The 15695-nt window shown below is 63.2% G+C and carries 16 protein-coding genes; all 16 read left to right on the top strand.

Annotated elements, in window-relative coordinates; genetic code table 11:
* The first annotated feature begins 843 nt into the window (after positions 1-843).
* The 16 genes from ACODS4_RS03805 to ACODS4_RS03730 are packed head-to-tail and all read left to right on the top strand — an operon-like array spanning position 844 to position 15651.
* Positions 844-1251 (top strand): VOC family protein, encoded by a 408-nt coding sequence (locus ACODS4_RS03805; protein ID WP_488860875.1) that lies wholly within the window; start codon positions 844-846, stop codon positions 1249-1251.
* Positions 1248-2189 (top strand): hypothetical protein, encoded by a 942-nt coding sequence (locus ACODS4_RS03800; RefSeq protein ID WP_488860873.1) that lies wholly within the window; start codon positions 1248-1250, stop codon positions 2187-2189. Before ACODS4_RS03805 ends, ACODS4_RS03800 begins: the two co-directional genes overlap by 4 nt.
* Before the next feature lie 10 nt (positions 2190-2199).
* Positions 2200-2457, top strand: a complete 258-nt coding sequence (locus ACODS4_RS03795) for an acyl carrier protein (RefSeq protein WP_488860871.1) — start codon at positions 2200-2202, stop codon at positions 2455-2457.
* A 9-nt stretch (positions 2458-2466) separates the two neighbouring features.
* Positions 2467-3201, top strand: a complete 735-nt coding sequence (locus ACODS4_RS03790) for an acyl-CoA dehydrogenase family protein (protein ID WP_488860869.1) — start codon at positions 2467-2469, stop codon at positions 3199-3201.
* Positions 3198-3827: a hypothetical protein gene (locus ACODS4_RS03785; RefSeq protein ID WP_488860867.1), complete on the top strand. Its 630-nt coding sequence runs from the start codon at positions 3198-3200 to the stop codon at positions 3825-3827. The genes ACODS4_RS03790 and ACODS4_RS03785 overlap by 4 nt, the downstream gene beginning before the upstream one ends.
* The gene (locus tag ACODS4_RS03780) at positions 3799-5184 is read left to right on the top strand and encodes a hypothetical protein (RefSeq protein ID WP_488860865.1); all 1386 of its coding nucleotides are present in this window, start codon (positions 3799-3801) and stop codon (positions 5182-5184) included. The genes ACODS4_RS03785 and ACODS4_RS03780 overlap by 29 nt, the downstream gene beginning before the upstream one ends.
* Positions 5174-6166: an alpha/beta fold hydrolase gene (locus ACODS4_RS03775; protein WP_488860863.1), complete on the top strand. Its 993-nt coding sequence runs from the start codon at positions 5174-5176 to the stop codon at positions 6164-6166. Before ACODS4_RS03780 ends, ACODS4_RS03775 begins: the two co-directional genes overlap by 11 nt.
* Positions 6159-7100, top strand: coding sequence for a 3-oxoacyl-[acyl-carrier-protein] synthase III C-terminal domain-containing protein (locus tag ACODS4_RS03770; RefSeq protein WP_488860861.1), 942 nt, complete (start codon positions 6159-6161; stop codon positions 7098-7100). The genes ACODS4_RS03775 and ACODS4_RS03770 overlap by 8 nt, the downstream gene beginning before the upstream one ends.
* 9 nt (positions 7101-7109) lie before the next feature.
* Entirely contained in the window at positions 7110-7397 is a 288-nt protein-coding gene (locus ACODS4_RS03765) for a hypothetical protein (protein WP_488860859.1), read from the top strand.
* Positions 7394-8692: a diaminopimelate decarboxylase gene (gene lysA / locus ACODS4_RS03760; protein ID WP_488860857.1), complete on the top strand. Its 1299-nt coding sequence runs from the start codon at positions 7394-7396 to the stop codon at positions 8690-8692. Before ACODS4_RS03765 ends, lysA begins: the two co-directional genes overlap by 4 nt.
* Positions 8679-9800, top strand: a complete 1122-nt coding sequence (locus tag ACODS4_RS03755; RefSeq protein WP_488860855.1) for an acyl-CoA dehydrogenase family protein — start codon at positions 8679-8681, stop codon at positions 9798-9800. The genes lysA and ACODS4_RS03755 overlap by 14 nt, the downstream gene beginning before the upstream one ends.
* A 2-nt stretch (positions 9801-9802) precedes the next feature.
* Positions 9803-10672 carry a hypothetical protein gene (locus ACODS4_RS03750; protein WP_488860853.1) on the top strand — a complete coding sequence of 290 codons (870 nt, stop codon included), beginning with the start codon at positions 9803-9805 and terminating at the stop codon, positions 10670-10672.
* A complete protein-coding gene (locus tag ACODS4_RS03745; protein ID WP_488860852.1) occupies positions 10672-11637 on the top strand; it encodes a beta-ketoacyl-[acyl-carrier-protein] synthase family protein in 966 nt (321 codons plus the stop codon). Before ACODS4_RS03750 ends, ACODS4_RS03745 begins: the two co-directional genes overlap by 1 nt.
* On the top strand, positions 11624-12589 hold the full coding sequence (locus ACODS4_RS03740) for a beta-ketoacyl-[acyl-carrier-protein] synthase family protein (RefSeq protein WP_488860850.1): 966 nt from the start codon (positions 11624-11626) through the stop codon (positions 12587-12589). The genes ACODS4_RS03745 and ACODS4_RS03740 overlap by 14 nt, the downstream gene beginning before the upstream one ends.
* Positions 12579-14273 (top strand): class I adenylate-forming enzyme family protein, encoded by a 1695-nt coding sequence (locus ACODS4_RS03735; protein WP_488860848.1) that lies wholly within the window; start codon positions 12579-12581, stop codon positions 14271-14273. Before ACODS4_RS03740 ends, ACODS4_RS03735 begins: the two co-directional genes overlap by 11 nt.
* The gene (locus tag ACODS4_RS03730; protein ID WP_488860846.1) at positions 14266-15651 is read left to right on the top strand and encodes a cytochrome P450; all 1386 of its coding nucleotides are present in this window, start codon (positions 14266-14268) and stop codon (positions 15649-15651) included. The genes ACODS4_RS03735 and ACODS4_RS03730 overlap by 8 nt, the downstream gene beginning before the upstream one ends.
* Positions 15652-15695: the final 44 nt, after the last annotated feature.

Here is a 15695-nt window from a genome sequence, read left to right as displayed (position 1 = left end):
GCCATTCCGTGCAATCGCTTGCGACAGGTTGCGAAGGATCTGTCCTGACAATTGGGGCCTCCGACGGCGCGGGCTTGAACGGACCGTTTCGAGCCTGCGCCGGCTTCGTTTCGCCGGGCCAGTCCTGAAAATCCGATGACATTCCCATCGCCGGTTGGCGTCCGTCTGGCGCTTATTGAAGCGCTGGACTGACTGTAGACAATTGATTTTTATTGTTAATATCTCTCTGAGGTCAGGCCGCGCCTTGTGGCGGCGTGGTGCGATCCGCTGACAGGCAAGTCCCGTCAGGCCCGACGATCTTCATCATTCTGCCGCATCATCCCATCGCGGTCGCGATGGAACATGTGTGAAACCACCGGGATAGCGAGCGCGATCAGGACCCTCCCGGATTTTCGGGATCAGGGAATTCATGCCGTGCCGCAAATCGCTGTTGGAACTCGCTTCTGAAACTGGCCGGTCCTGGTCTCAAACCGGCGCCGGGACGTGAAGGTCGAACCGCCATCGCCGCCCATTCCCGAAATCGGCGCCCGTCTCCAATTGTCATGTCGCGATAATAGGACCCAAAAACGGAAGAAGGTTTCCTGGGATAGAAATAATATTTCGCAAAAATGAGCTTATGGCCTGTACCCCACTCATCTCAACGCCGCCGCAGACGAACAGCCAATGGATTTTGCCCCATTGTTCCAATGATTTACACTCATTGCGTGAGCGTATCGATGAGAAAATCGTTTTCTGACGTGGCTGCAATGGCTTTGGCACGTCACTTGCTTTTCTGGTCATTGTTCCGGGAACGCCGTGCCATCCACAGACGAGTCGGCCCCTGGAACATCGTGGGGGGACACCATGAAGATTCATCATATCGGATACCTCGTCTCGGAAACTGAATCGACAGCGCGGGCTTTCGCGCCCTTGGCCCCCATTCGTCATGTGGACCGCAAGCCGCTTGACGCCCAAGGCGTCTACATCAGTCTGCTGGGAACGGAAGCGGGGGGGCCATACATCGAGTTGGTCGAGCCGTACCCCGGCAACACCGCCATGCGGCGCCGATTGGGGAACTGCATCGACGGGGCAAGCCCTTATCACATCTGCTACTCGGTCAAGGATTTCGACGCGACGTTGCGCTCGATGCGGGCGGACGGCTGGTTGATGGTCACGCGTCCGTTCCAGGGAATCGACAAGGCGCTGCGCGCCTCGCACCTCTTCAAGCAGGCCGCCGGGATGGTCGAGATCATCGAGGATGCCGCGCCATGACTTTCCTGACTTGCATCGCGCCACGCAGCGGACTTGAACGGGTCGTGTTGCGTGACCTTGGCGAAAGCCACGGCATAAGCGAGCGCAGCGCCCGCACATACGAACGGTTCTATGATCTGAGGAGCGTGCTGCGCTCCCCCTCATCGCTGCGGCTGATGCTCGCGGATGTTCTTGTCAGGGCCGCAGCCCGCCTTCGTCCAGATGGTCAAGGCCGTGCCGCCGGCACGATCATCTACTGCAAAACCCAGACCCACAACACGATCAGCGAAGCCGACTGGCTTTCAGAGCTTGCGACCGCCGCCGGGCTGGGCGGTTGGGAGTGCTTCACCCTGTCCATGACCAATTGCGCCTCCGTCCTTGCCGCCGCCCATTGGGCGCTTCGCACGAAGGAAGCGCGTGGCCCTGGGCACACCGTCATCCTCCTCGCTGGCGAGAAGGCCTTCCATCCCGCCTTCAGCCGACTGTCCGTCGGTCTTCTTTCGGAACGCCCGGTGTCGATCATCCTCGATGAAACATCGGGCGAATGGTGTGTGCGCGGATCTTGTGTTTCTCATCTGCCGCGCTTTCACCGCAATCCGGATGACATGGCTCCGGATGACAAACGCGTTCTGAACGATGCGTTCTACGAGCGGTTCCATCATTTTCTCCACGAAGCGCTGGCAATCGACCCCGATTTTGCCGCCACGCCCTACACGGTCGTTCCCTACAACCTCAATCTTCCGCTTCTGCGCCGCCTCGCCGGAGCGTTCGGGTGGGAAGAGGTGATGGCCTATGGCGACATAGCCTGCGACGGGCACATGTACTGCTCCGACATCGCCGCCAATCTGTGCGACCTGTCCGTTGCCCCCCGTGATCCAGCCCGTGTCTTCGCATTCGCCGCCGGCATGGGCGTGACCTACGCCGCGCTGCTTCTTGAGCGCTCTCAATCCAACCACTGAGGAGCCGACCATGGCGGACAATCTGCTGACCATCATCAAGGAATGCCTGATCGAAGTGACGGAAAGGCCGATCGAGGAAATCTCCGAGGATATGCGCCTCGACGAACATTTCGATCTCGATTCCGTCATGTTCGTCCAGTTCCTTCTCGCCTTGGAGGACCGTGTCCCGAACCTGCAATTCGCCCCGGACGCGATCGGCGAAGCGGCCTTCAACGACATCGGCACGCTCAAGGACTTCCTGCAACGCACCGCCGCGCAAGCGGCCTAGGAGGCTCCGATGCCCGATGCGGTGGATTGGATGCCGTTTGACGACCCGGACCTTTTCAAACTGGCAAGACAGGGCGCTTATGACGCCGCCCTGCGCGCCTTCGCCAAGCGGATGACGGGACAGGACGGTTATCTGGCCCTCTCGGGTCTGGCGCTTGTCGGCGTGGGCGGAGCGGGGCAGATCGTCGCGCTTTCGGGCGGCCCGGCGCCGGGCAAGTGCGACACGATCCATGATCCTGCCCTCAAGGCTCTTGGTCTTGCTCTTTTGCGTTGCGAAACGCCCGCTGCGGAGATCACGCCGCCGTCCGCGCTCCTCCCCTTGCTGCATCTGCGCCTCGGTCTGTTGGCGCGCGGTCTGGATATGACCCATCACCATCTGATGTCGCGCAGAAGCTTCGGGCAGCCGGTCCTCAAGCACCAGCTCGTACGTGCGGATTTCGCCCGCGTCCATGCCCGGATTCAGCAGTGTTTCGGCGAGGTCGCCCTGCTACAGCGCTGGCAGGGCGTGCATGAAGACGGCGTCCGCGCCTGTGCGGACCGCCATCACCAGACGATCACCCATGCGTCAACCATGCTCAACAAGCTGATGGGCGGTCACGCCTTTCTTCTCAGCGGCATTGTCGCCCTGGACCATCTTTCGCTTGTGCTCGCCAGCCTCTATCCGGCATTGGATCGAACCATTGCCCGACCTTCAGCCATTGCGGACCAGCCGACGGAAAAGCTGCGGCTGGAGGGGGCGGCATGAGCGTTTGGCCCCTCATCAACCCGGCGAGCCCCCCTGGAAACGCAGTTTCGCTTGGCCGCCTCACGGTGGAGGCGCCGACCGAATGGCGCCCGGTTCCCGAAAAACGCCTTCCGCTGGCAGGTGACTGGCTTGCCCACAATATCGCGCCGATGACGGTCGGAGCGGCGGGAGATAGGACGCCATTGGCGGCCCGTTTCCCCGGCGGCGACGCGCATGCCCTCTTTCCCGCGACCCTCGGTCAGGCGTTTCACAGCCTCTGTGGCTTGGTCGAGCGTATTGAAGACGTCTGCCTTTTCTATATCCACCGTGGGCATCAAGCCGAAGCCAAGACGCCGATCCTGCAAAAGCTGCTCGACATGCTTGGACATGTGGGACCTTCCCTGGCTCTTCGCATTCACTCGGGCCAGGCGGCGACGCACGCATTCAATCTCGTCCCGGAGTTTCTCGTCGCCCATCGCCATGTGATGGTCATCGACGACCCGCTCGAACGGTTGCGCCATGGGGCAGGCCCCACCTTCGCCACTCCATGCATAACGCTCACGCTGTTTGGACGCGCCCTCGCGTTCCACCCACGTCTCCCGCGCCCAGGAAGGACCGATGATGACGATCCAGCCTCTCTCACTTGATCGCCTTTCCAGACGCATTTCGGTCCTGCGGGATATGATCGGCATGGCGCTGCCCCTGTCGCTTGGCGTGCTCGCCGCGTCGGGATTGCAATTCAGCAAGGCTTGGCTGCTTTCCTATCATCCGGACACGGGGGTCCTGACCACCCTATCGCTGCTTCAGCCCTACCATCTGCTGTTGCTCGCCTTTCTGGAGACGCTGGCGATCACCAATCAGGTTTTCAGCGCCCGCTCGAAGAAGAATTGGCCACTCGCCGGCATCCGGCAATCATCGCTGATCATTCTCCTGGCGGGTTTTCTGGTCGCCGCCTCGCTGGTCGTCTGCTCATACGGCTTGCAAAGTCTCGCCGTGGGACCGGCGGCGGCAACCGTCGCGGCGGCTCCGGGCATCCTCGCGCCGCAGGTTCTACAGCCCCTTCCCCTCTATATACTCTCGATTGTGCCGTTCTTTCTGTTCGAGGTTTACAACGCCGCCCTGCGCGGCCAGGGACACGTCAAAACCGGGGTGCTGTCCCTGATCCTGCTGATGGCGGTCGATCTGTCGCTGACCTATGCGGCGATGACCGGCTTCGGCTGGGGCTTCGAGGCCGTCCTGCTCGGCAACGTCGCGGGTCCGCTCGTCGCCGCGCCGATCGTCATCATCGGCGCCCACCGGTGCAGCCACGGGGGGGACAGCCCATTGCTGAAGGAAACGCTCGCCCGGCTCCGTCGCCTGCTCGTCATGATTGGCCTACCGGTCTTCCTGACCATGGTGGCCGGTTTCGCCAGCGCCGCCGTGCTCTTCCCGGCGATGGCAAATCTCGGAGCCGAAACCGCAGCCGCCTTCCTCCTCGTCATCCGGCTGCGCATTCTGTTCATGGTTCCGGCGATCGCCGCCGGTTCGGCCATCGCGATCCTGAGCAATCAGGCGCAGGGCACACCGGCGGCCACATCGCACCTGATGATCTCAACTCCGGCTATGGCGATATTTTACGCCCTGGCGACGCTCCTTCTCATCGTCGGCGCGCCACAACTGCTCGATCTTGTCCTGCCCGCCGATGCCGCCGCCTTGCGCCTGTCAAGCGCCGAAATCCTGTTGTGCCTCGCGCCGACCTTTTTCACGACAGCGGTTGCGACCATGTTGCAGATCATCCTGGAGCAGCTTGAACGCGGCCTCTTCGTCCTGCTGGTGACTGTCTTCGTCGAAACCATGACCTGCCTGAGCGTGCTCGCCTATCTGCGCGTCGGCGACAGTCTTTCCGACATCTGTTTCATACTGATCGCCTTCAGCACGTTGTCGCTTCTGCTCTACGGCGTCCAGTTCCTGTATCTGCTGCGCAGCGCCCCGCGTTGGCGGGAGGAGGCGCGCGATGCTGTATGAAGCCGTCTATCCGGGACTCTGGCTGCTGGCCCGGCTTCGCCAGTTTCGGGCAAGGACCATGATCGCTCTGGGCTTCGGCCACAAGGTGACGCTTCTCGCGGATGGATCGCCCGAGACCCATTTCCGGGTCATAAGCTGGAAGCTGCGCAAGTTTGAAATCGAAGTCACCGCCCGCCTGTCGCCACGCCTGGCCGCCGATCTGGCGCTGAAGCGGTTCGAGATCACCAAACGGGCCAAGCCGCGCAAGCGTGCGCTCGACCACATGGCGCGGATGCGGCTGACGACGGTCCGATGCGGCGAAGCCCGTGTCGACATCCGGTCCTGCGGGCCGCTCGATGGGCCGCGTCTTCTCCTCGTTCACGGCTGGAACGCCACGGGAGCCGGGCTGGCCCCGCTGGTCGACGCCATGGTCGAGGCCGGTTATCAGGTGTTCACCCCGGACTTGCCGGGCCATGGCAGTTCGCACGGGGATCGTTATGCCTTTCAGCAACTCGGGCTGACGTTGGTTGAATGCTGCAATCCCCTTGGTCCGTTCGCCGCCGTGGTCGGCCACTCGGCCGGTGGGCTGATCGCCGCCATCGCGATGGATCGTGGTCTGAAGGCGGAGCGTCTCGTCACCCTTTCCGCCCCGTCCTCCCTTGATGGCCTGCTGCAAACCTATCTGGCGGCCAATCAACTGCCGCCGCGTCTCCTGCCGGCAATTCGGGACCGTTACCGTGTCCGTTTCGGCGCCGCGCCTGCCGACGTCGGGCCGCCGCTGTTCGCAAGACTCCATTGTCCCGTGCTCGCCGTCCAGGACAAGCGCGATTGGATGATCGCCAGGAGCAATGCCGAAGAGATCGCCAGGGGGGCGCGGCGCGGCCAAAGCTTCTTCACCGATGGTTACAGTCATCTCGCGATCCTGCGGGCATCTGAATTCCATGACCGCCTTCTGCGTTTCCTGAGCGATCCGGCTCAAGACGGGAGGAGCGCCGATGCTTGACGTCATCGACCTTTCCATCGCCGCGCCCGCACGCATCGAAACCATTTGGGATACCGCCGTCGGCCTGGGCCTCAACCCGCGCGAAGCGAGAATGCACAACCGTTTCTTCGGTTATGAGGAATTCCGCTGCGACCCGGAGCAGCCGCTCGACGCCCTGCTGCGCTTGGCGGAGGCCGACGTCATCGCCCGCAATGGTCTCCGCGCGGCAGACATTTCGCTCATGACCTATTGCCACACACTGATGAGTTCCGGCCCGATGACGTCCCGGGCGCAGGACAGCATCCTCGACACCTACCACAAAGGCGGAAGCGTCAGCCTGAGCCTGACGATGAACCACTGCGCCTCGGCCGTGTCAGCGCTGGCGCTCCATCAGGCGGTGCTGCCACCGGGCGGGCTTGGTCTTATCGTCGTCGGCGACAAGGCCTTTCACCCCACGGTCCGCCACATCGTCAACACCACGATCATGGGAGAGGCGGCGGTCGCCATTCTGGTGGGGCGCCGACCCGGCCGCTTTCGGCTGCTGTACGGCGCGACCCGGCATGACGGTCGCTTCAGCCTCAACAGCGGTCGCCCGGATGACGACTATCTTCGCGGGTTCGACAAATTCTATCTTGAATTCGCGGTCGCCAGCATCACGACGGCCCTTGGCATGTTCGGCGTGGATCTTGCCGAGATCCGCTGGCTCTTTCCGCACAACGCCAATGCCGCGTCCTGGCGCCAGATAGGACAGATGCTCGGCGCCCGCCCGGACCAGATTTTCATGCCGTCCGGCGCGCGCTTTGGTCACTGTTTCGCCGCCGATCCCTTTCTCAATCTGGGGGCCGCCGATGATGACGGACTCCTGTCCTGCGGCGACAAGATTCTTCTCGTCAGCATAGGCCTTGGCGCGACCGCGTCCTGCGCCCTTCTCGAAGTGAACACCCCCAATTCATAAGGATGAATCATGGCTGCTTTTGCGCCCGTCATCACCAAGGCCCTTGGAAACATCGGCATCGACGCCCAACGCCTCGCCGGGGCCCAGGAGGGCGCCGTTCTTTATGGCGAGGGCGGAGTGCTCGATTCCCTGGACTTCGTCCGCTTCATCTCGGAACTGACCCAGTTGCTCGACGGGATGCCGATCGACCTCTTCGAACTGGTCGAGGAGCTCGACGGCAACCTGCCGAACGCATTCGCCAGCATCAAGGCCCTGTCCGACCATCTCGGCACGCTGCTCTCCGAGGTGACGGCATGATCCCCGTTCCCCCCGATTTGTCCGCACTGGCCGATGCTGTCGGCACGCCGTTCTATTGCTACGACGCCGAAACGTTGCGCGCCCGCGTCCGGCGCGTGCGTGACGCCTTCCCCAACGCCGATCTCTTTTATTCGCTCAAAGCCAACCCGAACCTGTCGGTGGTCAGAACGCTGTGCGAAGCCGGCGCCAAGGCCGAAATTTGCAGTCTTGGCGAGTTGGAGGTCGCCCTTGCCGCAGGGGTGGCGGCACAGGACATGATCTTCGTCGGTCCAGCCAAGGGCATGCCCGAGCTGACGCGGGCTGTCGAGGTGGGAGTCCGCGCCGTTGTCGCCGAATCCCTTTCAGAGTTGCGTCTTCTCGACAAGATAGCCGCGTCCCACGGCACATGCCAGGCGGTGGCGCTGCGCATCAATCCCGGGTTCCGGACCGGCGGGGCGAGGCTTGCCATGAGCGGACGAGCCACCCAGTTCGGCATCGACAGCGAGAGCCTTGATGCCGTTCTGGATGGCCTCGTCCGGTTCTCCCACCTGCGCCTGCACGGTCTCCATGTCTACATGGGGACCCGCATCCTCGATCACGCCGCCATCGCGGAGAACACCCGGCGCATTCTGGAACTTGCCGACGCCGTGGCGCGGAAGACGGGGAAGGCGCTGGACTTCGTGGATGTCGGTGGCGGCTTCGGCATTCCCTATTTCGAGAAGGAGCAGGACCTCGATATTGATGCGCTCGCGCGGGACCTCGCGCCGGAGTTGGCCCGACGACAGCGCGAACAGCCGCAGACGCGCATCGCCTTTGAGCTTGGCCGCTATCTGACCGCTCCCGCAGGGGTCTTCGTCACCCGTGTGCGAACGGTCAAGGAGACGAAGGGGAAACGCTTCGCGGTCTGCGATGGCGGCTCCAACTGCAACAGCGCCGCAGCCGGTCTGGGTTCCGCCTTTCGCAAGAACCTTCCCATCACCGTCGTCGGCAAGACCGAGCAGGACGGGGCGACCGCACTCTGGACCGTCACGGGTCCTCTCTGCACGCCCACCGACATCATCGGCCAGGACGTGGCGTTGCCTGAGCTTCTGCCCGGCGATCTGATCGTGATCGGCCAATCCGGCGCCTATGGGCCGAGCGCGTCGCCGATCCATTTCCTGAGTTTTGGCCATCCCGCCGAAATCATGATCGATGGCGTCAAGGCGCTGATCGTCCGACATGCCGACAGCGTCAGGCATCTCATCAGGATGCAAACTCCACAGCCCTTGGACTGCGCGCGCATCCGCCTGAAGGAGCCGACCCATGAACCTGCTTGAGCATCCGGCAATCGAAGGATTCTGTCGGCTGGGACCATTGCTGTGCCGCACCGGCCTTGCGCTTGATCGCGACCCGGACGCCTACGCGCCGCTCCTCGAGGATGATCTCGCCAAGGCGCTGGCGCTTCTGGATGTGCCGGAACGCTTCAATGGTTTCAAGGCTGCGGATGTCGGAATCGAGCTGCCGGAGGCGAAGTATCCCGCCCTTCTGGCCATCATCGAACGTCTGGCGCGCTTCGACGCCAGCAGCCTGATGGCCATGCCCGGCCCCTCCCTGGCCGGTGCGGCGGTCGGCATCCTCGGCACGCCGACGCAGCAGGAACGGTTTTTCGGACCTTATCGGCAAGCGCCGCAATTCACCTTCCTGGCCATCACCGAGCCATCCGGCGGCAGCGACGCCGCCAACTGCGCAACGGTGTTGCGGCGACGGGGCGACCACTATGTCCTGAATGGCCATAAGATCCTGATTGGCGGCGCCAAGCGCGCCAGCGTCGGTCTGGTCTTCGCACGGTTCGAGGAGGGCAACCGACGAGCGTTGGTCATGGTGCATCCGGGCGAAGCCGGAGACGCCTTCGCGATAGAACGCCTGGCGACCGTGGGACTTGCCGGCGCCGACTTGACCGAGATCCGGATCAGGGATCTCGTGGTGACGGAGGACATGCTGATCGGCGGCGTCCCCTCGTCGCTGCGTGACGGGTTCATGGCCATCAATTCGGTCTTCTCCCGGCATCGCCCCTTGGTGGCGGCCATGGCGCTGGGCACCGCGCGCGGTCTGCTCGATCGCGTCGCCAGGCTGGGGGCAGTCGGCGCGGACTTCGACCAGTTCGCGCTCACCCATGCGGCCCTTCTTCAGCGCATGGTGCGGATTGGTCTCGACCATGCCGTCGGTCGGGCGGCCTCCCATCAGACAAGCCAGTTCAAGCTTGATGCCGTAGCGCTGGTGGATGCAGTCAGCGCTTACATTGTGGATGCTCTTCCCGCACGCGAAATATTCGCCGATTCATCGTTGTTCAAGCTGATACGGGACGGTCGCGCCTTCGAGTACATGGAAGGCAGCTCTCATATCCATTCGCTCAATGCTTTCCGCTCTTACCAGCCGGGGCATTGACCATGACGCTTTTCATCGATCCCACTCACATCATTTGCGATCAGTTCACAGCGCTGGAGGCGCCGTCACCGCATTGGCTGGATCAGAAGGACTATTGGGAGCAATACACCAAGGCATTTTTCCGCTCGAATGGCCTTGATTACAGCGACGCCGACAGCAACGTCGAGGCGTGGCTCAGCGCGCCGGACCGCGCGCCCTTCGCGGCGATGGCCGACGCGCTTCTGGACCGGCTGCGCAACCGGGTCGATCTCTCGCGCATCGACTTCGTCCTGTTGGCGCACTGGCTGCCGGATCTCCATCTCGGCACTTCAGTCACCAACTTCGTCATGCACAAGCTGCAACTTGACGACAGCTTCGGCTTTGCCATTTCCGATCATGGCCTTTCCGCCCCCTTCTTCGCTCTCGACTGCATGTGCAGGTACCTGCGCGATGGCCGCAGCCGTGGCCTGCTCCTCGCCATGGATCAGAAACATCTTCTCTACCGTTCGGACATCGTCGAGCGCTACCAGCCGGCGAATAGCGCCTGTGTGATCTCCATCGACACCAGCTTGACCGAGGGCTTGCTCTATGCCGGCTATATGCGTGTGCCATTGCCCGGCCAGAGCCTCGACAACAGTTTTCGGCAGTTGACGGAGAAGCTCGCGCTGCGGTTTCAGGACATCACCCTCATCGCCGAACCATTCCTGCTCAATCTCCTGTCGAACCACCGCAAGGCTCTCGCGGCCACCGCCGCCGCCGACCCACGGCTGCTGTGCTCCGGGCCATTCGCGCGCATGAGCGAGCTTGCCGAGCCGGGCGGCACCTATCTTCTGCTGACCCGTGACAGCGTCTGCCTGACCGGCGTCGCCTTCCATTGGGGGAGGGCCGCCTGATGCGCATCGCGTCGCTGGCAAGCCACATTCCGGCCATGCGGGTTCCCGCCGCCGACATCATCCGTGCGACCGGCGCGCCCGCTGTCGAGGCCCGCGTCTTCACCCGTGTCTTCGGCATCGACACCGTGGCCGTCTCCGCGCCCGGATCGGACATCGCCGATGCTTTCGCTTTGGTTCTCGATCAGTTGCAGCGACGGCATGCGGGCGCCTTGCCGGATGCGCTGATCTACACCCACGGGATTCCCGTGCAGTATTCCGGGGATGCGTCTCCAATGGTTCGCCTGGGGCGGGACCATCCGTTTCTGGCCAGGATCCGCAACAGCTTTGAAATCGACCAATACAATTGCGCCGGCCTTTTCTGGTCGCTCGACCTTGCCGGGAAACTCCTGGCTGGCGGCTTTGCCGAATGTGTCGCCATTCTTGCCGGTGACGACCAGTCGGCGCTGCCGATGACCGAGCGTTACATCCCCGGCTGCACGCTGCTTGGCGACGCCTTTGCCGGTCTTACGGTTGATCGCGGCGAGGAAGGGATCCGGGTGTTGGATCTGTTCGTCGCCAACACTCCCGGCTTCGCCTTTGGTCAGTACGGAACCCCTGAGGAAATGCGGCGCTTCAACGCCGCCCACACCAATTCGGTGCTTTCGATCCTGCGAAGACTGGACGCTTCCCTTGACGGCGGGGAACCGATCCTGCCCCACAACATCAATCGGCTCGTTTGGACCCAGTTCTGTCGAGCCAGCGGGGTCGCGGTCGAACGGATCAAACTCGATCTTCTGCCACTCGCGGGCCATTGCTACACGGTCGATCCGCTGCTGCTGCTCGACCGTCATCTCAACGACGGCTTCGCCGCTTCCGACGACCGGGCCTGCACCCTGCTTTCAGTGGCCCTGGGCGGATTCGCCGCTGGATGCCGCATCGCATTGCCGACGGCCAAGCCTGGGATCTTCCACCATGCGCATTCTTGACATCGCCACGTCGGTCGAGGATGGCCGCCTCGTGGGACTGGACGAATTGCAAGACCTGTATGGTTGGAGCGACCGCGACCAGCGCATCTTCTCCCGCCTCTACGGCCTGCGGTCGGCCTGCCTTCATGAGGGTGGGAGCCTTCGGGACACTCTGGCCGCAAGTCTGTCGAGGCTCATGACCGCCAATCCCGGCGCGTTCGGTCGCATCGACGGTCTTCTCTACTGTCATGCCCTGAACAACACCACTCCCATCGACCACCACATCCTGGGCGAGTTGGCGCGCCGCTTCCTGGGCGGCATCCCCGAGGTGTTCTCGATCACCAACAGCGCCTGCGCTTCGGCCATCAGCGCGCTCGAATTCCTCGCCGGGGCCGTCAACGCCAACGCGTCGGGCCGCCTTTTCGTCATCCTGACCGGCGAGAAGTGCTTCGACGCGGTGCTGCAATACGCGCCACAGAGCGGACTCTTCGGCGAGGGGACCACCGCAGCCCTGATAGATGTCCATCCTGAAGATGGGAAAGGTTTCCATGTCGTCGCCAGCGCACATGGGCGCGTGGCCGGCATTTACGATCCTGTCGTCAAGCATGACCTGGAAACCCGCAACCGTTTCGATGACGCCTATATCCCCACCATCATCGCCGTCATCGAGCGCGCCCTTGCCCGCGCCAGGATCGGAGCTCGGCAACTCGATATCCTCCTGCCGACCCATCTCAGCCCTTTCACCTTCGACAAGGTGGCCCGGCAGCTTGGCATCCCCGACGTCGAGATCATCAAGGACAACCTGTCCATACTCGGCCACTGCTTTTGCGGAGACGCCTTCATCAATCTGCGGTCTTGGCGCGACAGCACTGGAAAGACCGCACGCGACAGATACGCCATGACCTTCGCCGCAGGCATGACCGGAACCTTCGCGGCTCTCATTCTCAGGAAGGATGGTGACGATGCTTGGTAATCAGGATAACCATCTCCTCGGTGGCCTGTTGCGGCAGGCTGCCTTGCGTGATCCCGGCGGCATCGGCGTGACCGGCGAAGGGCGTTCGCTCAGCTTCGCCGAGATGCATCGCGCCGCTTCCAGCCTGGCCCGGCATCTACGCGCCGACGGTGTCGATGTTGGCGACCGGGTCGTGCTTTTCATGGGCAACAGCGTCGATTTCGTGCTCGCCTTCTGGGGGGCGGTTTACAGCGGCGCGACCATCGTGCCGGTCAATGCCGACACCAAGGAACAGAAGCTTCGCTGGATTCTGGAGGATTGCCAGCCTTCGGTCGCGATCGCCGACGCGGAGATTTGGAAGACGCTGCATGATGCGGCGCAAGGCCTCGACATGACGCTGATCGTCGCCGACCGATCCGTCGATGCGCCGTCCGCCGCCTGCTTGCCCGATCTCCTGCTGGGCCGTGACGACGAGGCGGAGACTCCACCGGCGAACCTCGACCAGAATCTCGCCCTCATCATCTACACCTCGGGTTCGACCGGGAACCCGAAAGGGGTGATGCTGAGCCATCTCAACGTGCTCACCGCAGCCCGCTCGGTCGCCCAATATCTGCATTACCAGGCCAGCGACGCGGTTTTCTGCGCTGTGCCCTTCACCTTCGATTATGGCCTCCACCAGATCACCATGACGGCGCTTGTGGGAGCGGAACTGGTCGTCGAACGATCATTCGCCAAGCCATTCTTCTCACTGAATCGGCTCGTGCAGTCCAAGGCCACGGTTCTCCCCCTGGTCCCGACCATGGTCGCGCTGATCGAACCGCTCGCCGCCCGGTTCGATTTTTCGGCGATCCGCATCGTCACCAATACGGCGGCCGCGTTGTCCCCACGCCAGATCGGGGTTCTGCGTGAGCTGTTCGCGTCGGCCGAGATCTTCTCCATGTATGGTTTGACCGAGTGCCACCGTTGCACCTATCTGCCGCCGACCCTGCTTGCGACACACCCGGGCAGCGTCGGTCGCGCCATCCCCAACACCGAACTTTGGGTCGTCGATGAGCAGGGCGTCCGCCACACCCGGGAGGCGACCGGTGAACTGGTGATACGGGGCAGCACGGTGATGAAGGGTTACTGGCGGAACCCGGAGCAGACCGACCGCAAGTTGAAGCCGGGTCCCCTGCCTGGGGAGCAGGTGCTCCACACCGGCGACATCTGTCGGTTGGATGGTGACGGTCTGTTGTATTTCATCGCCCGCAAGGACGATGTCCTCAAGGTCCGGGGCGAAAAGGTCGCTCCACGTGAGGTGGAGGACGTTCTTCTCGCGCATCCGGCCATCGCCCAGGCCGCAGTTCTCGGCGTGGACGATCCAGTGCTTGGCCACAAGGTCATCGCCTTCGTCGAGCCGGTCGCCATGTCGTCGATCCCGAATGCGGAGCGGTTCCCGCAGGAGCTTGCCGTCTGGTGCGGCGCGCGCCTCGAAAGCCACATGGCGCCTGCCGCTTTCCATATCCAGGCGCATCTGCCGCGAAACGGAAACGGCAAGATCGACAAGCTCGCTCTGAGCGCCCGTCTTGCCACGCCCCTCGCGGAACGGACGTCCGGCTCCGTCTCGGAACCACAGCCCGCCCGGCTTGCGGCCCCGGTCCCCGGTACGCGTCACAACCGGAGCGGCGGCATCAGCCGCCCTGCGGAGGAGATCATCAATGCATGAAGCCGTCTCAGCGCCTCGTCCCAGACCGCTGTCCCAGATCCCGACCTATACGATCCGCCTCGATGGTCACGGCTTCCCCGGTTTCCAGACCTGGGCGGAATTGGCCGCCCGCCGTCACGGAAGAACCGTGCGCGTGGTTCTTCCAAACGGTTCGGAGATTTTGCTCCTCTCCGACCGGCGCCACAACGACGTGTTTCGCCGCAATCCGGCGGCCTTCCGGAAGGAAGTCGAACAGCTTCCCTCCACCGCCGCCGTCGTCGCCCTCCTTCTGAAGGATTCGGTGACGAGCACGCCGGAAGGCCCACTCTGGAAGGAGCGGCGCAGCCAGTCGATGCCCTTGATGCGCATCACCGAGCCAAGCTTCTCCTCCGCCCTCGTTTCCGCCAGCGACGCCCTGCTTGACGATCTTTTGCGTGACGGGGGGCGGGCCACCCTGTGGGAGACCTGCGCCATCTGGGCCGCCCGTGCCGTCAGCAAGCCGATGCTCGGTCACGAGATCGAAGACGAACAAACGCTCGCGGTCGTCGACGGTCTGGTGAAAACCATGTTCGAGCTGACGCTCCACGCGGAGGAGGAACGCGACATCGCCGCGTTGCGCGAGGATCCGCGTGTCGTCCACATGCGCGACCTGACCATCGCCCTGGTCGACAAGGCGGTGCGGACACGGAAGCCAGGCGGGGAATCCATGGTCTCCGTCGTCGCGGACAGCGTGGGCGAGGGGTTGGATGATGCCGACCTTGTCCGGCTTCTCGTCCCCATCGTCTCCGGCAATCTGGTCGCCAGCATCCACACCACGGCGCTGACATTGCTGTGGACCCTCTTCCAATTGGCGGACGCGCCCGGGATCGCCGACGGCATCCATGCGGAAAGCCGGAAGGATACGGAAAGCCTGTCGGCTCACGGGCGGGATTGGCGCATGGATGACTTCCCCAAAGCACAAGCCGCAGTGCGTGAATCCTTGCGCATCACGCCCATCGTCCCCTTCATTGAACGAGTCACCTGCGAGCCGGTTGATTTCGGTGACGTGGAGGCGCCAACGGGAACGACGGTCATGTTCGCCCCCTGGCTGGTCCACCGCGATCCGCAGGTCTGGCCGGATCCGCTCAGCTTCCGCCCGGAGCGCTTCCTTGGAAACGGCAAGATCGATCACAGCGCCTATTTCCCTTTCGGCCTTGGCCCGCGTGGCTGCATCGGCATGAATTTCGCTCTCCCCCAGCTCACCTTCGCCGTTTCCCGCATCTGCGGACGGATGACGCTTGAGCGCGTGCCCGATTGCAAGCCGGTCGCTTGGAAGCCCGTCCAGCGCATCCTGCTGGAACCCCGCGCGCCCGTCCGCATCCAGTGCCGGGTCCGGGAGCGTGAAACTCTGGACGCCTGAACCGAACTCCCCTCGACCAATCCTTCCGCTTCGGAGATGTCAGA

Source organism: Azospirillum sp. FG154, assembly GCF_057809575.1.
This window is presented reverse-complemented; position numbering and strand designations above follow the sequence as displayed.